Below are 24,508 nucleotides of genomic sequence, written 5' to 3'. Positions count from 1 at the left end.
ATCGGCTTTTCCGATGTCTCTACCACCCAGGGGATTACATGAAACGAGAGAACAGCATTGCGCTGAAGCGCACCGTATTGGCCGTGGTATTGGCTACTACGCTCGGCCAGGGCACCGCGTGGGCCCAGAGCACGTCCGGCGACATCGTCGGCACTGTCCCGGCCTCGCAAGGCGAAAAGATCCAGGTCAAGAGCCTGAACTCAGGCGTGACCCGCGACGTATCCATCGGATCGGATGGAAAGTTCCGGGTGTCCTCGCTACCGACCGGTCAGTATGAGGTGACCGTGTTGGGGCAAACCGGCAGTACCCACAAGACCACCGTAACCGTCGTGGCCGGCCAGGCTGCGACCGCAACCTTCGCCGATGCCACCAGCCTCGATACGGTGGTCGTACGCGGCACGGGGCGAAACTCGATCGATCTCACCAGCGTCGAGTCGCGCACTACCTTCACCGCCGATCAATTGAACACGTTGCCGGTGCCGCGCGATGTCACCAGCGTCTCGCTGCTGACGCCCGGTACGGTCGCCAGCAGCGGCTATTTCGGGCCGGCCTCGTTCGGCGGCGCCTCGGCGGCGGAGAACAGTTACTACGTTGACGGTTTCAACGTCACCAATCTGTACGACAGCCTGTCCTTCTCGGAAGTACCGTTCCAGGCGATCGATCAGCTCGACATCCAGACCGGTGGCTACGGCGCCAAGTACGGCTTCTCCACCGGCGGCGTGACCAGCGTCAACGTCAAGCGCGGCACCAACGAATGGAAGGGCGGCTTCAGCTGGACCGGCGTGCCCGACAGCTTGACCTCCAAGCAGCCGGACCGTTACATGAGCGACGGCTCGATCTTCCAGTCTTCCGACAAGAACTATTCCAGCTCCAACGCCTACACCGCGTGGGTCGGCGGCCCGCTGATCGAAGACAAGCTTTTCGTCTTCGCACTCGGCCAGTTCAGCCAGTCCAACACCACCGTCTACGGTGCACGCACCGCCACCAGCACCACCGGCAGCGCACCCACCTCGGTGTCGACCACGGTCTACGACTACGAGTCCAAGACGCCCTACAAGTTGATCAAGCTCGACTGGTACCCGAACGAAAGCAACCACATCGAGTACACCGGTTTCGACAACAGCCGCCGCTACACCTACGACTACTACAAGGCGGCCTACAGCAGCACCGCTGCCGATGCTGAAGCCTCCAAGACCTCGTATCTCGGCAAGCAGGTCAACAAGACCGGTGGTCGCACCGACATCTTCAAGTGGACGAGCTATCTGACCGACGACCTGACCGCATCGCTGCAGTACGGCCACATGCACAACCGGAACTCGCAGTTCACGGTCAGTCCGAGCGGTGTGGTGAGCTACTACGACGGCGACATCAACGGTTCGACCGGTGCCTGCCCCTACGTGTACTCGTACGTATCCGGCAGCCAGCTCGGCTGCGCGGTGACCAGCAGCGTCAACATGAAGGACGGCTACAACGACCGCAAGAACGCACGCCTGGACCTGGAGTGGCAGCTCGGCGACCACAAGATCGGGTTCGGCTACAGCAACGAAGACTGGACCTCGAAGGCCGGCCGCGCCTACTCGGCCGGCGCCTACTGGCTGATCTACGCGAAGTACGCGCTGCTGTACAACTTCCGTACCGGCGGCACCGTCAAGATCAACCAGAAGTCCTGGTACCTGGACGATCACTGGCAGATCACCGACAACTTCATGCTGTACTACGGCGTCCGCAACGACTCGTTCGACAACAAGAATGCGTCCGGCGCCTCCTTCGTCAAGCAGGACAACATCTGGCAGCCGCGCACCGGCTTCTCGTGGGACATTGCAGGTGATGGTCGCGACAAGCTGTTCGGCTCGCTGGGCCGCTACTCGCTGCCGATCGCCGCCAACGTGGCGATGCGTGCTGCCAGCGCGTCCTACTACACCGCCAGCTACTACACCTACAGTGGCGTGGATGCGACCACCGGCGTGCCCGTCGTGACCGGTTCGTATGGCAACGGCGCCTACGACTACGTGGTCAATGGCGAAAACGGCTCAACGCCGGATGCCAAGGCAGTGACCAGCAAGAACCTGAAGCCCTACACGCAGGATGAGCTGATCCTGGGTTACCAGCACCAGCTCGCGTCGGACCATGACTGGCTGGACGCATGGACCGTCGGCATCAAGGCGACCTACCGCCGCATCAACCACGTGATCGATGACACCTGCGACTCGCGCGCCGTCTACGACGCTGCAGAAGCAGCTGGTTACGATCTGTCCAACTGGGACGACGAGTGGAGTGTCCCGAGCAATCTGCCCGGCTGCTGGCTGTACAACCCGGGCGAGAACATGACGCTGACCCTCGACGTCGATGGCGACGGCACCGCCGAGACGATCACGGTACCGGGCTCCTCACTGGGCGACAAGGCAAAGCGCACCTACAAGGCCGTCACGCTGAGCGCCGACAAGAGCACGGACAAGTGGTATGCCAGCATCAATTACACCTGGTCCAAGCTGCAGGGCAACTACGAAGGCCTGGTCAAGAGCACCAACGGCCAGTCCGATACCGGCACGACGTCGGACTTCGACTTCGCCGAACTGACGTACGGCGCCAATGGCTACCTGTTCAACGACCACCGCCACAGCTTGAAGCTCTACGGTGCCTACAAGTTCAGTGACGAGTGGCAGGCGGGCGTGAACGTGCTGGTCCAGTCCGGTGCACCGATCAGTTGCCTCGGCGGCGGTTACGGCTCGTTCGGCACCGAATACGGCTATGCGGGTGTTTTCCACACCTGCAACGTCGGCGAGGACGACATCTCCAAGGTCGGAAGCGCCGGCCGCACGCCGTGGACGGTCAACTTCAGCCCGAACGTGGTGTACAAGCCGTCGTGGGCGGAAGGACTGAGCATGCAGCTCTCGGTGATGAACCTGTTCAACTCGATCAAGCCGCTGCAGGTCTACGAGACCAAGTTCAGCCAGAACTCGGCCGGCACCATCACCACGTACTACAACTACAAGGTCGCCAAGTACTACACCGACCCGCGTACTGCGCGTCTGCAAGTCCAGTACGACTGGTAAGCAGCTGCCGCCTCACCAGCGGCAAAAGCAAGAGGGCGGGCCTTGCGGCCCGCCCTCTTCTTTTTTGTGAGTCCCTCACAAGAGGCACCGCACATCCTTGTGCGGGTGTCCTTTTTCGTGAGCCCCTCACAAGAGCACCGCACGTCCATGTGCGGGGTCCCACTTTTTTGTTACTTCCAGACTTCGATGGATCAGAAGCGCTGGGTGTACTGCATGAAGAAGTAACGATCGTAGTCCAGCATCGGGTCGATCAGCGCGGTGCTGGTGTTGGTCGCCGAATAGTTGATCGGCGGCTCCTTGCCCCAGATGTTGCGGACGCCCACGGTGACGCTGCCGTTCCACGGTGCGTTCCAGCTCAGCGAAACGTCCTGGAAGTTGATCGAACCCTTCTTGTTGGCACCGTCGCCACCGCCCCAACCGGAGTTGGAAGTCATGTAGTTCGGGTCGTTGCACTCCACGTCGGTATCCCAGCAGTAGTCGCGGAAGCCGCCGTAGTAGCGCAGGTCCCAGCTCGCCGACAGGTCACCCTTGGACCAGTTCACGCCCAGGGTGCCGCGCACCCGCGGGAAGTTCCAGTAACCGGCGTAATCAGCCCACTCGGTACCGGCACCGCTCTGCAGGCGATAGTTGACTAGGTAGTTGGCGTCCAGGTTGACGCTGAACTGGCCGATGCCCAGCTCCGGCAGGCGGTAGTTCACACCGAAGTTGTAGCCCTCGGTCTGCATCTGGCCGAGGTTGGTGTTGCCACGCTCAAGCGTGACCACCTGGCCATCCGCGTTGCGGGTGAACTGGTCGCAATAGGCCGTGTTCGCACCGGTGTAGCACTGGCTGAGCACGTAGTTGGCCGAAATCGCGGTGATCACGTTCGAGATCGAGATGCGATACCAGTCAAGCGAGATGTCCAGTCCCTGCACATAGCTCGGGCTGTACACCAGGCCCAGGGTACGGGTACGGCTGTACTCCGGCTGCAGCGTGCTGTTGCCGACGCCCGACTGGAACGGGGCGATGCCCTGGGTACCGCTCGGACCATCGATCGCGACACCGGCGCTGTCCTTCTGCCGGAAGTCCGCTGCCAGGCCACCGGCCAGGCAGTTCGCGTTGACGGTGGCGTTGCCTCGCTGGCCGTACACCGCATCGCAAGGATCGATGTAGGTGTCGAACGTCTGCGAGCCGCCGCCGAAGGTGTCATCCAGCGTCGGAGCGCGGAAGCCCTTGCCGTAGGTGCCGCGCACCAGCAGGTCTTCGATCGGCTTCCAGGTGAAGCTGTACTTGGTGTTGATGGTGCTGCCGAAGCGATCGTAGTTCGAGTAGCGACCGGCCACGTCGAACGACAGTTCCTTGGCGAACGGCACGTCCTTCAGCACCGGAATCATCAATTCCAGGTAGACCTCGTTGGTCTGGTAACGGCCGGTGGTCGGCTGCGCGGCCAGATCGGTGGTGAAGCCGTTGCTGGAAGCCTGGTCAGGGTAGTCATAGCCCTTGACCTGACGGTGCTCGGCGCCCGCGGCGAAGGCGAACTCGCCGGCATTCCACGGCATATCGAACAGGCCGCCGGTGATGTTGGCGGTCCAGATGCTGGTTTCGCTGCGCTGGGTGGCCTGGCCGAGCGTGCTGATGTACTTCAGCGCGTCGGCGGTGGAGGCGCTCGGGCCGCCCAGCACGTTGAACGGCGTGCACTGGCCCAGGCCGAGGTTGGTGCCCAGCGTGATCGGGTTGGCCTCAGTGCCGCACTGCACGACACCGTTGCTGTTCAGGAACGACGGGCCCAGCGCCTTCTGCAGCGCCAGCAGGTTGATGTTGCCGGTGCTGGTCTCGGTGACGTCGTACTTGTTGTAGTTGTAGCCGACATCCCAGTTCCAGCCATGGCTGCCGACGTCGAACACGCCTTCCAGCGCCACGTCGAAGTGGGTGTTCTTGACGTTGTTCTCGCTGACGCGCGGCATCTCGACCATGCGACGGTAGAAGGTCAGGTCGTTGCCCGGCAGCGGGTTGTAGTAGCTGTTGGCGTCGACGTAGACCGGGAAGTTCGGCTGCGACGTGGTGCTCAGCGGATAACCGGCGATCTGGCGCTTGGAATCGCGCTCGGAATACATCGCGGTCGAGGTCAGCTTGAGGCTGTCGTTGATGTCGTACTCACCCGAGGCGAACACCGACTTGTTGGTGCTGCCCTGGTTCCACATCATCTGGTCGATCGCGTTGTAGCGATCGTTGGTGGTCACGCCGGTGTGGTAGTTGGCGATGTCGCGCGAATCGGCACCGACGCCGATGCCGTCGTACGAACCGGTGTGGTTCAGCACCCTCTGCGCACCGGTGTCCGGGTCGACAAAGCGGCCCCACGGGCCGGTCGCGCTCAGGCCGCTGGAGATGTGGTTCTTGCCGTAGGTGTAGCGGGTCAGCTCGCGATCCTTGGCCCAGACCGGATCTTCCTTGCTGTAGCTCGCGCCGAGCAGCAACGAGGAACGCTCGCCGGTGCTGCCCAGGGTCAGGGTGTACTGGGTCTTGCCGCCATCGCCGCGCTGGTTCTGGCCGTACATCACCGACGCTTCGGCGCCGTCGAAGTTCTTCTTCAGGATGATGTTGACCACGCCGGCCACGGCGTCGGAGCCGTAGATCGCCGATGCGCCGTCCTTCAGCACTTCGATGTGGTCGATCAGCGAGCTCGGAATGGTGGACAGGTCGGTGTAGCCGGCCAGGCTGGAGGTCCAGCGCTTGCCGTTGACCAGCACCAGGGTGCGGTTCTCACCCAGGTTGTACAGGTTGACGTACTGGCCGCCCTGTTCGGAATTCGAGGTCAGCACCGCGGCCTTGCTGAAGGTCTGGGTGCCGGCGATCGACATGTTCTGCAGGATGTCACCGACGCTGATCAGGCCGGACTTCTTGATGTCCTCGCTGGAGACGGTGAAGATCGGCTGGGCGGTTTCCACGTCCACCGAGCGGATGCGCGAGCCGGTGATCTCGATGCGATCGAGGGTGGTGGTCTTCTGGTCAGCGGACTGTTCTTGTGCGCTGGCGAATGCCGGCGTCAACGCGATCGCGATGCCGGCGGGCAGCATGCCCAACCGCATCGCAGGAGTGCGAAGCTTCATCAATCTCTCCAAGGTTCGTTAGGTGCGTGTTAAGCGCCTTGGAGAAATTACGTTTACGTGAACGGCATCGCTTTGCGGCGCACGTCACGTGACTTTGCCGAATCTGGCGGCAGTGGCAATTGTTCGCGATAGTGCGATGCGGAGACACCGAAGCGCACACGGAAGGCACGCGCGAAGCTGCAGCAGTTGTCGAATCCGCTGGCGGCGGCGACCTCGCCGATCATCATCGAAGTGTCGCGCAGCAGATCGGCCGCCCGCTCCAGCCGCAGCCGTGCCGACAAGGCCTGCGGGCTCTCTTCGTACAGGCTCTGGAAGGTCTTGGACACATACCAGCTGGAGAAGTTGGTCAGCTGTGCCAGTTCGGCCACACGCACCACGCGGTCGCTGTTGCCTTCCAGGTAGAGGCGCGCGCGCTGCATGCGGTGGAACACCTGGCGGCGCCGGCTGCGCGAACGCCCCGGACAGCGCTGCTCCTGCTCGATCAGCCCCAGTTGCATCTGCGCCAGGTGCAGCAGCAGCGGCCGGGCGGTGTGCGCACCCTCGCCACGGGTGGCGTTACGCCACAGTCGCAGAGCGGTGCGCAGATCAGCTCGGCTCAACCGGCTGCGGCCCGGATACAGGGTGGTGTCGGTCAGCTCGGCCAGCGATTGCAGGCTGGAACCGTCCAGTCCCACGCCGATGCACAAGCCATTGCGGTCGGCCTGCAGGGTCGGGCGCGATTCCTTGTCGAAGGCGATCCAGTCACCGGCGCGCAGCCGGAACTTGCCTTCCTTCGCCTCGATCCACGCGCGACCACGCAGCTGGACCCAGACCGTGAACATGCTCGGTGCGGCCCGCACGCTGCCCAGCCGCGCCGCCGCCATGCATGCGGTTGCCGGCAAGCCGGTTTCGTTGTCCAGAAATACCGGTACGCCCCGGTCCGCCACCATGACCTGATTCATCGCCCGCCCCCCCCAACCCTGTGCAAGAGGGATGGGATTGTTTTGCCGGATCTGGCGGGAATCAGGAGGTTCCGGCGAATTCGTGGCGAAATCGCCACGAAGCGCCCTCCGAAGAAGTTCCGAAAGCTACTTTCCCTGTGCCATCAGCAACTTGGGAATGAAGCCGATGAAGCCGCCGCGCTCGTACGGCAGGTTCATGAAGCCGATGCCGCTGCCTTCCTCGCTGGCGAGCGAGACATAGAGCGCGGCCGAGGCAGCATCCACGCTGAATCCGTTGGTCGCGCTGAAGCTTCCAGGGTCCAGACAGCCACCCGCGGGCTGTCGCGCCGCGTCTGGACCCAGCGCGCTCTCGAAGGTCGAGCAGACCTCGGTCGACGACAGGTAATGGACCTGACCACCCGCCCCCACCGCCCAGCTGCGATAACGCCAGCGTGACGGCCCGTCGGCCTCCATGAGCTGAACACTGGCGAGGTCGAGGGCCGCATCGGCGCTCCACAGACCTTCCGAGGAGAACCGGGTGAACAGGATGCGCGCGCTGGCCCGGTCGAAGCGCACCTGCGATACGTCATCGATCGAGGCCATGCGCTTCCACGGGTGGGTCGAGCGGTCGTACAGACTCAGCGTCGCCGCGCCGTCGGCGGTCGCTCCAAGCACCAGGATCCGCTTCGGATCGGACAGATAGACCGCCTGCAGCGGGCGTTGCTCGGGCACGGCCAGGCGTGCGGCGCGATTCAGCGCCGGCATCAGCTCGTACAACGCCGAACCGCCATCGCTCTCGCGCGCCACCACCAGCACGCTCAGCGAATCCGGCGACCAGTCCGGTGGCTGGCGCGTCTCCGGCACCAGGCCATCGACCGGGCGCAACGAATCCGGCGCGGCCATGTCGGCCCACCACAAGGCGAACTCGCCGGAACGATCGGAGGTGAACACGATCTGGCGGCCGTTGGGTGACACCATCGGCTGCGCATCGCGACCGTTGGAGGCGAACAGGTGCTCGCGCCGATAGGCACCCTGTGCGTCGCGCTCGACCCGGTAGATCCCGAACTTCGGCTTGCGCTGCACGAACGCCAGCTTGCCCTTGCTGGCCGAAATCACCGGCGCCTGCGCATCGTCCAGCCCCATGTCGCGCACCCGGCGCGTGGCCAGGTCGAGCCGGTACAGCCGCGACTGACTGTCGACCCGCCGCCCGAACACCACGCCGCTGCTGTCCGGCAGCCAGGTCAGGCCCCGAAACTCGGCACTGTCGCGGGTCAGCGGCTCGGGCTGGCCACCTTCGGCAGGCATCAGCCACACGTCACCCATCTGCGGATTGCGGATGAAGGCGATCCATTTGCCATTCGGCGAATACTGCGGGGCGTAGTCGAAATCCTGCGCGCCGGACCGGTAGGCCAGTTCCTGCCAGCGGCCACTTTCGATATCGAAACGACGGATACCGTGGCGCGGCCCGCCGCCCGCCATGCTGCCGAACAACAGCGCGCGGCCGTCCGGGGACCAACTGAAGCTGAGCGTGTCGGACTGATCGCAGCGCGCCAGCTCACGCTCATCGGAGGCGCCATTGGCCGAGGCGATCATCACCCGGCACTGGCCATCCACCGAATGCCGCGCGAAGGCGATCTCGCGCCCGTCCGGCGACCAGGCCGGCAGCCGGTCGCCCTCGTCCGGCTGCGGCCGGCTGAGCACGCGCGGCGGCGCATTGTTGGTGGTCTTGACCAGGATCGAGGTGCCCGGGTGTTCCGGCACCACCGAGGTATAGGCCACCATCGAACCGTCCGGCGAGAGCGTCGGGGTGATGTCGAAATTGCCGCTGGACGTGATCAGGCGATACGGCGGCTTGGGGACACCGGTGGCAGCATGCTCCTGGCCGGCCGGGTTCTTTGCGTGATCGAGATTCAGCCAGAAGGGCACCGACAGGCCGCACCCGAACGCCACGACCAGCAACGCTGCGATCGCCAGCCAACGACGCGAACGCCTTGGCCGTGCCACCGCAGCGACACAGGCCTCCGGCGGCGTCACCGCGATGGGCTCGGCTTCGTCCTGCAATGGCTCCGGCTCCAGCAGCACCTGCGCGGCGGGATCGCCCAGCCACTCCACTGGCGCCAGCAACCGGTAACCGGTCTTGGCGATCGTCTCGATCTCGTTGCCGCGTTCCTCGCCACGCCCGGCCAATGCCTTGCGCAGTTGCGTGATCGCCTGGGTGACCACGTCGTTGGTCGGCAGCGTGTCGGGCCAGACCTCGGCGAGCAGTTGCTCGCGGGTGACCACCTGTCCGGGCTGGCCTGCCAGCACCTGCAACACGGCCATCGCCTTCGGCGTGAGCCTGAACGCACGTCTGGCCGCTGGCGAATGCACCTCGCGCGATGCCAGATGCACGATGCACTCGCCTATGCGCAGCCTGGACGGCGACGTGGATGAGGGCGGAACGGAATTCATCTGGATTGAGGAACAGCAGCCTGGTTGCGAAATTCATCCCGGAATGGCGAAGCCGCCAAATACCGCAAAGCGCTGCAACGAATTGGGGCAGGCGTGACAGCGCCGGCAAATATTAGCCTATGCGGTGTCGTTTCCCATCATGGGAAGCCACATCAGGCTCTCTCTCTCTCGCCGAAGCATTCATATAACCCGTTTCAGGATTCGCGCCCTTCTGGGCGCGTTCTTTTATGTGAGTCCCTCACAAAAGCACGGCACATCCTTGTGCCGGTGTTCTTCTATAGGTGAGTCCCTCACAAAAGCACGGCACGTCCTTGTGCCGGTGTTCTTCTATAGGTGAGTCCCTCACAAAAGCACGGCACGTCCTTGTGCCGGTGTTCTTCTATATGTGAATCCCTCACAAAAGCACGGCACGTCCTTGTGCCGGTGTTCTTCTATATGTGAGTCCCTCACATATGGATGCCCCGGGTTTCTGGCGATGATGGATGAATGATCGATATTTCAAATTCATTCATATTCAACGCAGACATTTCACTTCTCGATGACGCGCATATTCCCTTCCTGCGCGGTTCGGGAAAGACCGGCGATATCCGGCACCCTATTTTTGTCAATCACGACATAAAAAGAACACCTGCGGGTCACTTTCCGGCAAACCCAAGGCACGTAAGCGGCCTAGTCTGGCGCCACTACTCCTATAAATGCTCTCTCTCCCCTGCCGCCGATCAACATCGGCGGCAATTTTTTTGCCTGTTTTCCGGCCACCGCCTGCCTGTGCGGAGAAGCGACGACGGTCCCACCATCCATCAGGGCGTGATGGCATGCACTGCGCGGGCGTGCTCGGAGACGATCTTCAAGGTACTGGCGTCGCGGTCGAACACCGAGAACAAGCCCTGCGCCTCCTGCGGCGGATCACCGGTGAACGGATCACCCGGCTTCCACATGAAATCAGCGTTGCTGGTGCGCCCGCGTCCACCCCAGGCCCAGAAGTTCGAACCGGCGATCGCATCACCCACCTGCATACGCTCCAGCAATCGCGCATAGATCGCCCGATAGAAGTGGTCGCGCGCGGTCACGCTTGAATCCGGCGAGTACCCACCGCCATCCCGGTTCAGGCCGAACTCGGACAGCACGATCGGCTTGCCCAGCTTGCCCGCGATGTCGATATGACGGTCGATATAGGCCAGCGAGGTCTTCAGCCCGGACTCCAGGCGCGCGGCCGGATCCTGATGATCCATCCAGCTCCAGTTGGACGGCCACAGATGGAAGGTCAGGTAATCCACGTTCGCACTGGCGTGGGCAATGATGTACAGGTCCGCGTCACCCAACGACCCCATGACGCCTTCGCTGCCGGTGCTGACCAGTTGCCTGGGCGCCAACCCGTGGATGAAGCCGGCGGTCTCGTCGATCCACTTGCGATAGGCCGGGAAGTTGGGCCGCCCATCGGCCTCGCTCCCCGGACGCGGCTCGTTGGCCAGCTGCCAGGACATCACCGTCGGATCATCGACGTAGACCACGCCGTTGACCGTGTTGCGGCGGCCGATCACGGTGCGGATCGCATCGCGATACCAGCGTTGCGCCTCGGGGAGCGTGTAGAAGCGCGCCGAGTTCTGCATGAAGCCCGGCCAGTCCTTGCGTGCATCCGGGTCGAACACCGGCTCGCCGGTCGCCCAGGCCACGTACTGCGACATGCCGCCGGACCACTGCCAGAAATTGTTGAGATACAGCACCGCCTTCATGTCGCGGCGGGCCATTTCCGCCAGCAGATAATCCAGCCCGCGCAGCATCTGCTCGTCGTATTGACCAGGCTTGGACATGATCGCCGGGCGTACGCCGCGCAGGAAATCACTGGCCTCGGACATCGCCAGTACCCGCAGGTTGTCGACGCCGGCGGCCTTGAGCTGATCCAGTTCGGCACGCAGGCGCGCACGATCGCCGACACCATCCGGCGCGCCCAGATAAGCGCCGTACCAGAAGTTCGCCCCGGCAAAGCGGTAAGGCTTGCCGTCGAGCACGAAGTGGGTGCCCTCGACCCGCACGAAACCGGACTGCTCGCCGGCCATCACATTGCCGATGCAGAGCATCGCCAACGCCATCAGCACACCGCGCAGCCCGATCCGTCGTTGCAGCGCCCCTTCCCCTGTATTGCGTTCCGCTCCCATTACGCCCCTCCCTCTGATCCATCGGTTATCCATCGCTCACGGGACTTGCCCGCGCGCTGGTGCATCGAACTCAGTAACCGGCCGCCTGCCCGTCCTTGCGACTTTCCGAGGCGCCGTAATACACGCCCGTATCCGGATCACGCAGGATCGCCTGATAACCGCCGTATGGACCATCGGCAAACACCACGCGATGGCCCTTGCGCATCAACGCGCGAATCGTCTCGTACGGAAATCCGGTCTCCAGCTCGACCTCACCGCCATCACTCATCGCGGTGACCTGCCCGGTCGGCTCGGTCGAACCCTCGTGCTGGATGCGCGGTGCATCGCCAGCCTCCTGCAGATTCATGTGGAAGTCGATCAGGTTCATCACGATCTGCACATGCCCCTGCGGCTGCATCGCCCCGCCCATCACCCCGAAGCTCAACCACGGCTTGCCGTCCTTGGTGACGAATGCCGGGATGATGGTCTGGAACGGGCGCTTGCCCGGCGCATAGCCGTTCGGATGCCCTTCCTGCAGCACAAACATCTCGCCGCGATCCTGCAGGATGAAGCCCAGCCCCGGCGGCGCCATGCCGCTGCCCATGCCGCGATAGTTGGACTGGATCAGCGACACCATCATCCCGTCCGGGTCGGCTACCGTCATATAGATGGTGTCGCCGTCCTCCAGTTGCTTCGGTGTTCCCGGCTGCACTTCCTTCAGCGCCTTGTCCATCGAGATCAGCTGGCGGCGCTGCGCGGCATATTCCTTCGACACCAGCTTGTTCACCGGCGCCGGATTGAACGCCGGATCGGCATAGAAGCGCGCCCGATCGGCGAACGCCAGCTTCTTGGCCTCCACGAACAGATGCACGTGCTCGGGCGAACCGAACGCGATCTTCGAAAAATCGTAGCCCTCCAGCACATTGAGCATCTGCAGCGCGGCGATGCCCTGGCTGTTGGGCGGCAGCTCCCACACGTCATAGCCGCGATAGTTGGCCGACACCGGCTCGACCCACTCGCCGTGGTGGCTGGCCATGTCCTCGTAACTCAGGAACCCACCGTTGGCCTTGAAGTAGGCATCGATGGTGCGCGCGATCTCGCCCTTGTAGAACGCATCGCGACCGCCGTCGGCGATCTTCTGCAGGGTGTTGGCCAGATTCGGGTTCTTCCACAGCTCGCCCTTGCGCGGACCACGACCGTCGATCGTGAACTGCTCCTTGAACCCCGGGTACTGCGACAGGCGCGGCACCGAGCGATCCCAGTAATAGGCGATCGTCTCGGCCACCGGATGGCCTTCACGGGCGTAGCGGATCGCCGGCGCCAGATCCTGCGCCATGCTCCTTCGGCCAAAACGCCCGTGCAGCGCGAACCAGCCATCCACCGCGCCCGGCACCGAGACCGGCAGCGGCCCGGTCGGCGGAATCTCCTTCAAGCCGCGCCGCTGGAACTCGGCCAGGGTCAGCGACTTCGGCGAACGACCCGAGCCGTTGTAGCCGTACAGCTTCTTGGTCTTCGGATCCCAGACGATCGCAAACAGATCACCGCCGACACCATTGCCGGTCGGCTCCATCAGCCCGAGCGCAGCGTTGGCGGCGATCGCCGCGTCCACCGCCGAGCCGCCCTGCTTCATCACATCCAGCGCGATCTGGGTGGCCAGCGGCTGCGAGGTAGCGGCCATCGCGTGCGGCGCGATCACCTCCGAACGGGTCGCGAACGGCTGGCCGGTGATCCGATCGGCGGCGAAGGCGGATGGCAACACCGCCAGCACGATCGCGGCCAGCGGCATAAGACGAAGGTGATGCATACGTGAACTCCCCATGACGACCAGCCCCGCAAGATACAGCGCCTCCGTCATCCTCGCGACGCGCTTTGCCGGTCTTAATGGCGATCGCGCCCTCCATCGCCATCCACCCGGAATCACGTGAAAGTCGCCGACTCCCCCGCCTTCACCACGATGCCGACAGCGGCCAAATTCTGCGCAGATACCGGCCCATCTTTGCCGTCGCGCATTCGCTTTCGACAGAAACCATCCTTTGCTGATGGACCTTCCCCGCGCCTGCTGTCACAAATTCCCGGACAAGGGTTGACAGCAATGAAAACGGCATGGTTATCTGGTCTGCATGACGCACCGCAACGCCAGCTCCGAAGCCCTGATGCCCTCGCCGACCGGCGTGGCCGCATCGCTTCTCGTGCTCGTACTTATTACCTCGCCAACAGGTGCGGGACGAGCCGGCGTGTAAGCAACATCGCACACAGGTTTCGACAAGACCCCGCACCGGCAACGGCGCGGGGTTTCGCGTTTCAGGGATCACCAAAAGTTTCGAATGACATGAACACGGCAAGCAAAAAACATCGCACTGGCACAACCACCGCCCCCCGCGCGGCGATGGCATCTGCCCGCGTCTCCGCCCTGAAACACCCCCATACCCAACCGGCCAGCGCCCCCGCAGCCGGTTGATTTATTTCCGCCCTCCCCTTCCCAACTTTCCCGAGGAACCCACCATGAGCAACGAGCAGTCCACCCCGAAAATCGCCGTCATCGGCTACGGCAGCCAGGGCCGTGCGCACGCGCTGAACCTGCGTGACTCCGGCTTCGACGTCACCGTTGGCCTGCGTCCGGGCGGCCCGACCGAGGCCAAGGCCCAGGCCGACGGCTTCACGGTCAAGGCCCCGGCCGAGGCCGTGAAGGACGCCGATCTGGTCGCCGTGCTGACCCCGGACATGGTGCAGAAGAAGCTGTACGAGGACGTGCTGGCCCCGAACCTGAAGCAGGGCGCGGTGCTGCTCTTCGCGCACGGCCTGAACGTGCATTTCGACCTGATCACCCCGCGCGAGGACCTGGACGTGGTGCTGGTCGCACCGAAGGGCCCGGGCGCGCTGGTGCGTCGCGAATACGAGATCGGCCGCGGCGTGCCGTGCATCTACGCGATCTACCAGGACAAGAGCGGCAAGGCCAAGGACTTCGCCCTGACCTACGCCGGCGGCCTGGGCGGCGCGCGCGCCAACCTGATCGAAACCACCTTCAAGGAAGAGACCGAGACCGATCTGTTCGGTGAGCAGGCCGTGCTGTGCGGTGGTGCCTCCTCGCTGGTGCAGGCCGGCTTCGAGACCCTGGTGGAAGCCGGTTACCAGCCGGAAATCGCCTACTACGAAGTGCTGCACGAACTGAAGCTGATCGTCGACCTGTTCTACGAAGGCGGCATCACCCGCATGCTCGAATTCGTCTCCGAGACCGCCCAGTACGGCGACTACGTCAGCGGCCCGCGCGTGATCGACGCCAGCGTCAAGGCGCGCATGAAGGATGTGCTGACCGATATCCAGAACGGCACCTTCACCAAGAACTGGGTCGCCGAGTACGAAGCTGGTCTGCCGAACTACAACAAGTTCAAGCAGGCCGACCTTGAGCACCCGATCGAGAAGGTAGGCAAGGAACTGCGCGCCAAGATGGTGTGGCTCAACGGCCAGACCGAGACCCTCCAGACATCCGCCAAGCAGCAACAGGCCGCGTAACCGCGCGGCCGCCCCCCACCGCAACGCAAAGGTCGCCACCGCATGAACACCTCCGCACAACCCGGCACGCCCCGCAATGGCGCGCGCTGGTTGACGCAGGCCCTGGAAGCCGAAGGCGTGGATACGCTGTTCGGCTATCCGGGCGGCACCATCATGCCGTTCTACGACGCCCTGGTGGATTCCAGGCTCAAGCACATCCTGGTACGCCACGAGCAGGGCGCCGCCCTCGCCGCGAATGGCTACGCACGCGCCTCCGGCAAGGTCGGCGTATGCGTGGCCACCTCCGGCCCGGGTGCCTCCAACCTGGTGACCGGCATCGCCGATGCGATGCTGGATTCGGTACCGATGGTGTGCCTGACCGGCCAGGTGGCCACACCGCTGCTGGGCACCGACGCGTTCCAGGAACTGGACGTGTTCGGGCTGACCATGCCGATCGTCAAGCACAGCTTCCTGGCCAAGCGGGTGGAGGACTTGCCGCACATGCTGAGCGAAGCGTTCCGGATCGCCCGCGAGGGCCGTCCGGGACCGGTGCTGATCGACCTGCCCAAGGACGTGCAGGTGGCCGATGCGAGCCACCTGCCCGACCACGTGCCGGCCGCGATCGAACCACCGCCGGCCCCGGAGGACGCGCGTCTGGCCGAGGCACTGGCGGCGATCGCCGGTGCCGAGAAGCCGGTGATCTACGGCGGCGGCGGCATCGGCCTGGCGGATGCGGTCGACGCGTTCCGCCAGTTCGTCGACGCTACCCACATCCCGACCGTGCTGACCCTGCGCGGCCTGGGCGCACTGCCGGCCAATCATCCTGACTACCTGGGCATGCTCGGCATGCACGGCACCCGCGCCGCCAACATGGCGGTGCAGGAGGCCGACCTGCTGATCGTGGTCGGCGCCCGCTTCGACGACCGCGCCACCGGCAAGCTGAGCGAGTTCGCCCCGTTCGCACGCGTCATCCATCTGGATGCCGATGCCTACGAGATCTCCAAGCTGCGCACCGCCGATGTCGCCATCCCGGGCGACGTCGCCATCGGCCTGAAGGCGCTGGCCGGCGCCAGAAGCACCTGTGAAGACTGGCGTCAGCGTTGCATCGCCAATCGCGAGCGCTTCGGCGCCCGCTACGACGCTCCCGGCACCGACATCTACGCCCCCGCGCTGCTCAAGCGCCTGAGCGAGGTCGCTCCGGCCGATGCCATCGTCACCTGCGATGTCGGCCAGCATCAGATGTGGGTGGCCCAGCATTACCGCTTCAACCATCCGCGCAACCACCTGACCAGCGGCGCACTGGGCACGATGGGCTTCGGCCTGCCGGCGGCGATGGGCGCGCAGTTCGCCTGTCCGGATCGCACCGTGATCCTGGTCAACGGCGACGGCGGTTTCATGATGAACGTGCAGGAGCTGGTGACCATCGCCCGCTGCAAGTTGCCGGTGAAGATCGTGCTGCTGGACAACTCCTCGCTGGGCATGGTCCGGCAGTGGCAGGAGCTGTTCTTCGCCGAGCGCTACAGCGCGATCGACCTGTCCGACAACCCGGATTTCGCCGCGCTGGCACAGGTGTTCGGCATCCCGGCCAAGCGCATCACCGCGCGCAGCGAAGTCGAGGATGGCCTGGCCGATCTGCTGGCCCAGCCTGGCCCGGCCCTGCTGCACGTCATCATCGACGCACGCGCCAACGTCTGGCCGCTGGTTCCCCCCAACAACGCCAACAGCACCATGCTGGAAAGCAACCCTGCCCATGCCCCCAAGGAGGCCAGCCATGCGTTACCGGCTTGACCTGATCATCAAGCCCGTCGATGGCGCGCTGCTGCGCGTGATCGGCATGGCCGAGCGCCGCGGCTTCAGCCCGTGCGCGATCAACGGCAGCCCGAACGCGGCCGACGCCGGCCGCTGGCACCTGCAGTTGGTGGTCGATGGCGGCGCACGCCCGGCCGAGACCCTGCAGCGCCAGCTGGAGAAGGTCTACGACTGCGAGTCGGTACGGATCACCGCGCTGGAGGAGGCGGCATGAGCCGGCAGGGACCGGAGGCCAGGGGCCAGGGGCCAGCGTGCCCTGCGTCGCGGCGTGTGCGCCGTGGCGCGTCCGCACGGAGGTGGCTTCTTCCGCGGAGACGCCTTCTTCCAGCCACCGACCTTCTCCAGCCCCTGCCCCTTGGCCTCCGGCCCCTGGTCCCTGGCCCCCGGTCCCATGCCTGACACCGGCCGCGCTCCCGCCCAGGAACCGGACGTAGGCGACGTAGTCGTCAGCGTGGCCGACGTATTGGCCGCGCAGGCCCGCCTGCGCCGCTACCTGACGCCGACGCCGCTGCATTACGCCGAGCGCTTCGGCACCTGGCTGAAGCTGGAGAACCTGCAGCGCACCGGCTCCTACAAGGTGCGTGGCGCGCTGAACGCGATGCTGGCCGGGCTGGAGCGTGGCGACGACCGCCCGGTGATCTGCGCCTCGGCCGGCAACCACGCCCAGGGCGTGGCCTGGTCGGCCTATCGCCTGGGCCTGCAGGCCATCACCGTAATGCCGCTGGCCGCCCCGGCCACCAAGATCGCCGGCGTCCAGCACTGGGGCGCGACCGTGCGCCTGCACGGCAACAGCTACGACGAGGCCTACGCGTTCGCGCGTGATCTGGCCCAGCAGAACGGCTATCGCTTCCTGCCCGCCTTCGACGATCCGGACGTGATCGCCGGCCAGGGCACGATCGGCATAGAAATCGCGCAGCACAGCCCGGACGTGGTGATCGTGCCGATCGGCGGCGGCGGCCTCGCCTCCGGCGTCGCGCTGGCACTGAAATCGCAGGGCGTGCGCGTGATCGGCGCCCAGGTCGAGGGCGTCGATTCGATGGCCCGCGCGGTGAAGGGCGACGTGCGCCTGATCAACCCGGTGGCGACCCTGGCCGACGGCGTGAAGGTCAAGATTCCCGGTTTCATCACCCGCCGGCTGTGCACCAGCCTGCTCGACGACATCGTCATCGTGCGCGAAGCCGAGCTGCGCGAAACTCTGGTCCGGCTGGCACTGGAAGAACATGTGATCGCCGAAGGCGCCGGCGCACTGGCCTTGGCCGCGGGTAAACGCGTGGCCGGCAAACGCAAGTGCGCGATCGTCTCCGGCGGTAATATTGACGCCACCGTGCTGGCCAACCTGCTTTCCGAAGTGCGACCGCGCCCACCCCGCAAGCCCCGCAGGCGCAGCAGTGAGCGACTTAGAAGCCAGCGCAGTCCACCGCCCGATGCTTCGCCTACCGCTCCATCCAGCCCCATCGCTCACGCCACCACGCCCGCATTAGCCATCGCAGTAGAGGAGTCAACCTGGTGAACACGACCGTATCCGACCAGACCCCCCGTATCCGAATTTTCGACACCACCCTGCGCGACGGCGAGCAATCCCCCGGCTGCAGCATGACCCCGCAGCAGAAGCTCGTGATGGCCCGGGCGCTGGACGAGCTGGGCGTGGACATCATCGAGACCGGCTTCCCGGCCAGCTCGCACTCCGATCGCGAGGCGATGACGCTGATCGGCCGTGAGCTGCGTCGCCCGACCCTGGCTGTGCTGTCGCGCTGCCTGCAGGCCGACATCGAGACCTCGGCGCGGGCGCTGGAAGTGGCGGCCAATCCGCGCCTGCACGTGTTCCTGTCGACCAGCCCGCTGCACCGCGAGCACAAGCTGCGCATGACCCAGGAGCAGGTGCTGGAGTCGGTGCACAAGCACGTGGCGCTGGCGCGCAGCTACATCAACGACGTCGAGTTCTCCGCCGAGGACGCGACCCGTACCGAGGTCGAATACCTGATCGAGGTCTCGCGCGTGGCGATCGCCGCCGGCGCCACCACGATCAACCTGCCCGACACCGTCGGCTTCACCACGCCCGAGGAAATCGGCGACATGTTCCGGCGCGTGATCGCCGGCGTGGCCGATCTGCCGGGCGCGGACAAGGTGGTGTTCAGCGCGCACTGCCACAACGACCTGGGCCTGGCGGTCGCCAACTCACTGGCCGCCGCCGAGGCCGGCGTGCGCCAGATCGAGTGCACCATCAACGGCATCGGCGAGCGCGCCGGCAACTGCGCGCTGGAAGAGATCGCGATGGCACTGAAGGTGCGCAGCGCGTTCTACGGCTTCGAGAACGACATCGTCACCCCGCGCATCGTGCCGACCTCGCAGCTGCTGCAGCGTCTGATCGGCATGCCGGTCCAGCGCAACAAGGCCGTGGTCGGCACCAACGCGTTCGCGCACGAGTCCGGCATCCACCAGCACGGCATGCTGCGCCATCGCGGCACCTACGAAATCATGCGCCCGCAGGACGTGGGCTGGCCGGACACCCAGATGGTGCTGGGCCGCCACAGCGGCCGCGCCGCGGTCGAAGCGCGCCTGCGCGCGCTCGGCTTCTGGCTGGAAGAGGAAGAGCTGAAGCTGGTGTTCGAGCAGTTCAAGGCGCTGTGCGAGAAGCAGCGCGTGGTCACCGATGCCGACCTGCAATCGCTGATCCAGGGTGCCGCCACCCAGGACGGCTATCGCCTGGCCTCGATGACGATCAGCGATGTCGGCAGCCGCGCCAACGCACTGGTCGAGCTGTCCGATCCGGACGGCAACCGCGTCGCCGAGACCGCGCAGGGCAACGGCCCGGTGGATGCGTTGTTCGGCGCGCTGTCGGCCGCCACCGGCGTGCGTCTGGAACTGGACAGCTACCAAGTGCACAGCGTCGGCATCGGCGCCGATGCGCGCGGCGAAGCCAGCCTGAGCGTGCGCCATGACGGCGTGGAATACGAAGGCAGCGGCACCAGCAAGGACATCATCGAAGCCAGCGCATTGGCGTGGCTGGACGTGGCCAATCGACTGCTGCGGCAGCGGGCTGGCGTGCAGAGCAAGCAGGATGTTGCGGTGGCTTGAGGGCCGGGAATTGGGAATTGGGAATCGTGAAAGCGGAAAACCTGATTCCGTCCCGCCCATGAAATGAAACGGCCGGTGGAGTGATCCACCGGCCGTTTTTTATCTTGTAGGAAAGAGGTCCTGTCGCCAGGATTTCTGTGGGAGGGACTTCAGTCCCGACGGGCTTTACCGGTGAAGCCTGTCGGGACTGAAGTCCCTCCCACAGTGGGATGCTGGCGTTACAGCGCAGCGACCACCGCGTCGCCCATCGCCGTCGTTCCTACCTTCGTGGTGCCCTCCGACCAGATGTCGGCCGTGCGCAGGCCCTGGTCGAGCACCTGACCGACCGCGTGCTCGATCGCGTCGGCCGATTCGGCGTGGCCGAAGCTGTAACGCAACAGCATCGCCACCGACAGGATCGTCGCCAGCGGGTTGGCGATGCCCTTGCCGGCGATGTCCGGCGCCGAGCCGTGGCTGGGTTCGTACATGCCCTTGTTGTTCGCATCCAGCGAGGCCGAGGGCAGCATGCCGATCGAGCCGGTCAGCATCGAAGCCTGGTCGGAGAGGATGTCGCCGAACATGTTGTCGGTGACGATCACGTCGAACTGCTTGGGCGCGCGCACCAGCTGCATCGCCGCGTTGTCCACGTACATGTGCGACAGCGCCACGTCCGGGTAGTCCTTGGCGACTTCTTCCACCACCGCGCGCCACAGCTGGCTGGAGGCCAGCACGTTGGCCTTGTCGACCGAGCACAGTTTCTTCGAACGCAACCGCGCCGCCTCGAAGCCGACCCGCGCGATGCGCGCGATCTCGCTCTCGCTGTAAGGCAAGGTGTCGTAGGCCTGGCGCTCGCCGTTGTCGAGAACACGGTTGCCGCGCGGCTGGCCGAAGTAGATGCCGCCAGTCAGTTCGCGCACGATCAGGATATCCAGGCCGGCAACCACCTCGGGCTTGAGCGTGGAGGCCGCGGCCAGCTGCGGGTACAGGATCGCCGGGCGCAGGTTGCCGAACAGGCCGAGCTGCGAGCGGATCTTCAGCAGGCCGCGCTCCGGGCGCAACGCCGGATCGATCGTGTCCCACTTCGGGCCACCGACCGCACCGAGCAACACTGCATCGGCCGCGCGTGCGCGCTCAAGTGTTTCATCGGCAAGCGGGCTGCCGTACTTGTCGTAGGCCGCGCCGCCGAGTTCGTCGAACACCAGCGTGATACCCAGGCCGAAGCGCGTGTTCACGCGCTCGATCACCTTGACCGCTTCGGCCACGATCTCCGGGCCGATGCCGTCGCCGGGGAGAACCAGAATCTGCTTGCTCATCAATTAGTTTCCTTGTTGTTTTGCTTTCCGTAGGAGCGGCTTCAGCCGCGATGGGGCTTTCATGCAGCACCCTCTTGCAAAAGCCCGCACATCCATATGCGGGGATTCGAATGGGAAAGCCTCATCGCGGCTGAAGCCGCTCCTACGGGAATAGGCTGGATTTCAACCGCGTCCGGTCCACAGCACCAACACATCGGTGCTGAAAGAACCGTCGTCGGCGATCTCGAAATACTCGCGCACCTCCGCGCCCACGCTCTGCTGCAGCGCGCGGATCGCCTGCCGGAAGACGTCAGGCGTACGCATGCGCTCCACCCACGAGCTGAACTCCAGGCGTAGACGTTGGCGATGCAGGCGCTGCACCTGCAACCCCGCTTCGCCGGTCAACCGCAGCCATTCCGCCGCCGAGTAGTCGCGCACGTGGCTGGTATCGCGCAGCAGCTCGACCGCCTGCAGGTGCGTGTCCAGCAGCGGCGTGCCCGGCGCGATCACGTCGATGAACGCCGCCATGCCGCCGGGCTTCAACACCCGGCGTACTTCACGCAATGCCTGGCCGACATCGCTCCAGTGATGCGCCGAGTAGCGGCTGGCGATGAAATCGAATTCGCCATCGGCGAATGGCAGTCGCTCCGCGGCACCGCGCACCGTGCGGATGTTGCGCAGCCCGCGTTCGGCAGCCGCGGAAGCGACCACCTCCAGCATCTGCTCCGACAGGTCGTAAGCCACCACTTCGGCCACCGCCGGAGCGAGGTGAAACGCGACATGCCCGGCACCGCACCCCAGGTCGAGCACCCGTGCCTGCGGCTGCGTCACCAACGCCGCCTGCAACTCGGCGAACTCGGTGCCCTGCGCATGCACCGCACTGCGCAGATAGGCGTCGGCCTGCTCGCCGAACTGCGCCTGCACCACCTGTGTGTGCGAAGCCGCCTCGCTCACGCGCGGCCACCCGCGCCGAACAGCCACGGTTGACGCTGGCGATGGCCGGTTTCGAACGCGCTAATCGCCTCGGCGTCCTGCAGGGTCAGGCCGATGTCGTCCAGACCATTGAACAGACAGTGCTTGCGGAATGCATCGACCTCGAAGCGGTACTGCACGCCGTCGGGACGGGTCACGGTCTGCGTGGCCAGATCGACCGTCAGCGTATAACCCTCGCTCGCCTCGCACTGCGCAAACAGCGCATCGACTTCATCGTCCTTCAAGATGATCGGCAGCAAGCCGTTCTTGAAGCTGTTGTTGAAGAAGATGTCGGCGAAGCTCGGCGCGATCACCGCGCGGAAGCCGTACTCCTCCAGCGCCCACGGCGCATGCTCGCGCGAGGAACCGCAACCGAAGTTCTCACGCGCCAGCAGCACGCTGGCGCCGGCATAGCGCGGAAAGTTCAGCACGAACTCGCGGTTGATCGGACGCACGCTGTTGTCCTGGCCGGGTTCGCCGATGTCCAGGTAACGCCACTCGTCGAACAGGTTCGGGCCAAAACCCGTTCGCTTGATCGACTTCAGGAACTGCTTGGGAATGATCTGGTCGGTATCGACATTCGCGCGATCCAGCGGCGCGACCAGACCAGTGTGTTGGGTGAAGGCTTTCATGGTTTAAGACCGGGATTGGAGAGTGGAGATTCGGGATTGGCAAGAGCGGGACTGCGAGGGCGTTGTTTTTACGAATCCCTAATCCCGATTCCCCATTCCCTGCAGTTCACGCACATCAACAAAATGCCCCGCCACCGCCGCCGCGGCCGCCATCGCCGGGCTGACCAGATGCGTGCGGCCGCCGGCGCCCTGGCGTCCTTCGAAATTGCGGTTGGACGTCGATGCGCAATGCTCGCCATGGCCCAGCTTGTCCGGGTTCATCGCCAGGCACATCGAGCAGCCCGGCTCGCGCCACTCGAAGCCGGCCTCGATGAACACCTTGTCCAGGCCTTCCCGCTCGGCCTGCGCCTTGACCAGGCCCGAACCCGGCACCACCAGCGCCTGCTTCACGTTGGCGGCGACCTTGCGGCCCTTGGCCACTTCCGCCGCCGCGCGCAGATCCTCGATGCGCGAATTGGTGCACGAACCGATGAACACCCGATCCAGCTTGATCGTGGTGATCGGCTGATTGGCCTGCAGGCCCATGTACTTCAGCGCGCGCTGGATCGAATCCTTCCTGACCGGGTCGCTCTCGCGATCCGGGTCCGGCACGTTCTGGTCCACCGCCAGCACCATTTCCGGCGAGGTGCCCCAGCTGACCTGCGGCTTGATGTCGGAGGCTTGCAGCTCGACCACGGTGTCGAAGTGCGCGTCCGCATCGGACACCAGGTCTTTCCACACCGTCACCGCCGCATCCCAGTCGGCACCCTGCGGCGCGAATGGGCGACCGCGCACGTACTCGATGGTCTTCTCGTCCACCGCGACCATGCCGACGCGCGCGCCGGCCTCGATCGCCATGTTGCAGATGGTCATGCGACCTTCGACCGACAGATCGCGGATCGCGCTGCCGGCGAATTCCAGCGCATGGCCGTTGCCGCCGGCGGTGCCGATCTTGCCGATCACCGCCAGCACGATGTCCTTGGCGGTGACGCCGAACGGCAGTTCGCCATCCACGCGCACCTGCAGGTTCTTCATCTTCTTGGCGACCAGGCATTGCGTGGCCAGCACGTGCTCGACCTCGGAGGTGCCGATGCCGTGCGCCAACGCGCCGAACGCTCCATGCGTGGAGGTGTGCGAGTCACCGCAGACCACGGTCATGCCCGGCAGCGTCGCGCCCTGCTCCGGGCCGACCACGTGCACGATGCCCTGGCGCACGTCGTTCATCTTGAACTCCAGGATGCCGAAGTCGTCGCAGTTCTCGTCCAGGGTCTGCACCTGCAGCCGCGAGACCGGATCGGCGATCGCGATCAGCCCGCCCAGGCGCTCGGTACGGGTGGTCGGCACGTTGTGGTCGGGCGTGGCGATGTTGGCATCGATGCGCCAGGGCTTGCGCCCGGCCAGACGCAGGCCTTCGAACGCCTGCGGCGAGGTCACTTCGTGGAGGATGTGGCGGTCGATGTAGATCAGCGAGGAGCCGTCGTCGCGACGGGCCACCTCGTGCATCTCCCACAGCTTGTCGTAGAGGGTCTTGCCGGCCATTGCGGTGCTTCCAAATCGGTTCTGGCGATCGGCGGAACGGGCCGCCGGGCTGGAGAAGTGATGCTAGGCAGTTGCACTTCATAAAACAAATTCATAA

16 protein-coding genes are annotated in these 24,508 nt (G+C 65.0%); 7 read left to right on the top strand and 9 right to left on the bottom strand.

Features of this window, described 5'->3' with window-relative positions:
* Nucleotides 1-38 precede the first annotated feature (38 nt).
* Nucleotides 39-3,053, top strand: a complete 3,015-nt coding sequence (locus tag AC3WJE_RS04115; RefSeq protein WP_493729505.1) for a TonB-dependent receptor — start codon at nt 39-41, stop codon at nt 3,051-3,053.
* A 191-nt stretch (nt 3,054-3,244) separates the two neighbouring features.
* Here AC3WJE_RS04115 and AC3WJE_RS04110 read toward each other — a convergent pair whose 3' ends face one another.
* The 3 genes from AC3WJE_RS04110 to AC3WJE_RS04100 all read right to left on the bottom strand — a co-directional run bounded on the left by AC3WJE_RS04110 (nt 3,245) and on the right by AC3WJE_RS04100 (nt 9,450).
* Nucleotides 3,245-6,139 (bottom strand): TonB-dependent receptor plug domain-containing protein, encoded by a 2,895-nt coding sequence (locus AC3WJE_RS04110; RefSeq protein WP_493729504.1) that lies wholly within the window; start codon nt 6,137-6,139, stop codon nt 3,245-3,247.
* A 53-nt stretch (nt 6,140-6,192) separates the two neighbouring features.
* On the bottom strand, nt 6,193-7,080 hold the full coding sequence (locus AC3WJE_RS04105; RefSeq protein WP_493729503.1) for a helix-turn-helix transcriptional regulator: 888 nt from the start codon (nt 7,078-7,080) through the stop codon (nt 6,193-6,195).
* Nucleotides 7,081-7,206: 126 nt separating this feature from the next.
* Nucleotides 7,207-9,450 (bottom strand): winged helix-turn-helix domain-containing protein, encoded by a 2,244-nt coding sequence (locus tag AC3WJE_RS04100; protein WP_493729502.1) that lies wholly within the window; start codon nt 9,448-9,450, stop codon nt 7,207-7,209.
* Nucleotides 9,451-9,463: 13 nt separating this feature from the next.
* On the opposite strand from AC3WJE_RS04100, the gene AC3WJE_RS04095 reads away from it, so the two are divergent.
* Nucleotides 9,464-9,607 carry a hypothetical protein gene (locus AC3WJE_RS04095; protein ID WP_493729501.1) on the top strand — a complete coding sequence of 48 codons (144 nt, stop codon included), beginning with the start codon at nt 9,464-9,466 and terminating at the stop codon, nt 9,605-9,607.
* A gap of 703 nt (nt 9,608-10,310) precedes the next feature.
* Here AC3WJE_RS04095 and AC3WJE_RS04090 read toward each other — a convergent pair.
* Nucleotides 10,311-11,666, bottom strand: coding sequence for a glycoside hydrolase 5 family protein (locus AC3WJE_RS04090; RefSeq protein WP_493729500.1), 1,356 nt, complete (start codon nt 11,664-11,666; stop codon nt 10,311-10,313).
* 70 nt (nt 11,667-11,736) lie between these two features.
* On the bottom strand, nt 11,737-13,449 hold the full coding sequence (ggt, locus tag AC3WJE_RS04085) for a gamma-glutamyltransferase (protein ID WP_493729499.1): 1,713 nt from the start codon (nt 13,447-13,449) through the stop codon (nt 11,737-11,739).
* Nucleotides 13,450-14,147: 698 nt separating this feature from the next.
* Here ggt and ilvC point away from each other — a divergent pair.
* From ilvC to AC3WJE_RS04060, 5 genes are all read left to right on the top strand, one after another.
* A complete protein-coding gene (gene ilvC, locus AC3WJE_RS04080; protein ID WP_493729498.1) occupies nt 14,148-15,155 on the top strand; it encodes a ketol-acid reductoisomerase in 1,008 nt (335 codons plus the stop codon).
* Between the two features lie 42 nt (nt 15,156-15,197).
* Complete coding sequence (gene ilvG, locus AC3WJE_RS04075; RefSeq protein ID WP_493729497.1) at nt 15,198-16,922, top strand: acetolactate synthase 2 catalytic subunit; 1,725 nt, start codon at nt 15,198-15,200, stop codon at nt 16,920-16,922.
* The gene (locus AC3WJE_RS04070; RefSeq protein WP_493729496.1) at nt 16,906-17,157 is read left to right on the top strand and encodes an ACT domain-containing protein; all 252 of its coding nucleotides are present in this window, start codon (nt 16,906-16,908) and stop codon (nt 17,155-17,157) included. Before ilvG ends, AC3WJE_RS04070 begins: the two co-directional genes overlap by 17 nt.
* Nucleotides 17,158-17,334: 177 nt before the next feature.
* The gene (locus AC3WJE_RS04065) at nt 17,335-18,453 is read left to right on the top strand and encodes a threonine dehydratase (RefSeq protein ID WP_493729495.1); all 1,119 of its coding nucleotides are present in this window, start codon (nt 17,335-17,337) and stop codon (nt 18,451-18,453) included.
* Nucleotides 18,450-20,018 (top strand): 2-isopropylmalate synthase, encoded by a 1,569-nt coding sequence (locus AC3WJE_RS04060; protein WP_493729494.1) that lies wholly within the window; start codon nt 18,450-18,452, stop codon nt 20,016-20,018. Before AC3WJE_RS04065 ends, AC3WJE_RS04060 begins: the two co-directional genes overlap by 4 nt.
* A gap of 218 nt (nt 20,019-20,236) precedes the next feature.
* On the opposite strand, the gene leuB is transcribed toward AC3WJE_RS04060, so the two are convergent.
* The 4 genes from leuB to leuC all read right to left on the bottom strand — a co-directional run bounded on the left by leuB (nt 20,237) and on the right by leuC (nt 24,411).
* Nucleotides 20,237-21,310 (bottom strand): 3-isopropylmalate dehydrogenase, encoded by a 1,074-nt coding sequence (gene leuB, locus AC3WJE_RS04055; protein ID WP_493729493.1) that lies wholly within the window; start codon nt 21,308-21,310, stop codon nt 20,237-20,239.
* A gap of 162 nt (nt 21,311-21,472) precedes the next feature.
* Complete coding sequence (locus AC3WJE_RS04050; RefSeq protein ID WP_493729492.1) at nt 21,473-22,243, bottom strand: class I SAM-dependent methyltransferase; 771 nt, start codon at nt 22,241-22,243, stop codon at nt 21,473-21,475.
* Nucleotides 22,240-22,893 (bottom strand): 3-isopropylmalate dehydratase small subunit, encoded by a 654-nt coding sequence (leuD, locus tag AC3WJE_RS04045; RefSeq protein WP_493729491.1) that lies wholly within the window; start codon nt 22,891-22,893, stop codon nt 22,240-22,242. Before leuD ends, AC3WJE_RS04050 begins: the two co-directional genes overlap by 4 nt.
* Before the next feature lie 78 nt (nt 22,894-22,971).
* The gene (leuC, locus tag AC3WJE_RS04040; RefSeq protein ID WP_493729490.1) at nt 22,972-24,411 is read right to left on the bottom strand and encodes a 3-isopropylmalate dehydratase large subunit; all 1,440 of its coding nucleotides are present in this window, start codon (nt 24,409-24,411) and stop codon (nt 22,972-22,974) included.
* Between the last annotated feature and the right edge of the window lie 97 nt (nt 24,412-24,508).

The organism is Pseudomonas sp. GW821-FHT07E12 (assembly GCF_058986605.1).
This window is presented reverse-complemented; position numbering and strand designations above follow the sequence as displayed.

Coding starts and splice junctions, on each gene's coding strand:
- AC3WJE_RS04070 (WP_493729496.1), top strand. CDS start 16,906: ATGCGTTACCGGCTTGACCTGATCATCAAGCCCGTCGATGGCGCGCTG.
- leuB (WP_493729493.1), bottom strand. CDS start 21,310: ATGAGCAAGCAGATTCTGGTTCTCCCCGGCGACGGCATCGGCCCGGAG.
- leuD (WP_493729491.1), bottom strand. CDS start 22,893: ATGAAAGCCTTCACCCAACACACTGGTCTGGTCGCGCCGCTGGATCGC.
- AC3WJE_RS04065 (WP_493729495.1), top strand. CDS start 17,335: ATGCCTGACACCGGCCGCGCTCCCGCCCAGGAACCGGACGTAGGCGAC.
- AC3WJE_RS04090 (WP_493729500.1), bottom strand. CDS start 11,666: ATGGGAGCGGAACGCAATACAGGGGAAGGGGCGCTGCAACGACGGATC.
- AC3WJE_RS04095 (WP_493729501.1), top strand. CDS start 9,464: ATGCGCAGCCTGGACGGCGACGTGGATGAGGGCGGAACGGAATTCATC.
- AC3WJE_RS04110 (WP_493729504.1), bottom strand. CDS start 6,139: ATGAAGCTTCGCACTCCTGCGATGCGGTTGGGCATGCTGCCCGCCGGC.
- ilvC (WP_493729498.1), top strand. CDS start 14,148: ATGAGCAACGAGCAGTCCACCCCGAAAATCGCCGTCATCGGCTACGGC.
- AC3WJE_RS04115 (WP_493729505.1), top strand. CDS start 39: ATGAAACGAGAGAACAGCATTGCGCTGAAGCGCACCGTATTGGCCGTG.
- leuC (WP_493729490.1), bottom strand. CDS start 24,411: ATGGCCGGCAAGACCCTCTACGACAAGCTGTGGGAGATGCACGAGGTG.
- AC3WJE_RS04105 (WP_493729503.1), bottom strand. CDS start 7,080: ATGAATCAGGTCATGGTGGCGGACCGGGGCGTACCGGTATTTCTGGAC.
- ilvG (WP_493729497.1), top strand. CDS start 15,198: ATGAACACCTCCGCACAACCCGGCACGCCCCGCAATGGCGCGCGCTGG.
- ggt (WP_493729499.1), bottom strand. CDS start 13,449: ATGCATCACCTTCGTCTTATGCCGCTGGCCGCGATCGTGCTGGCGGTG.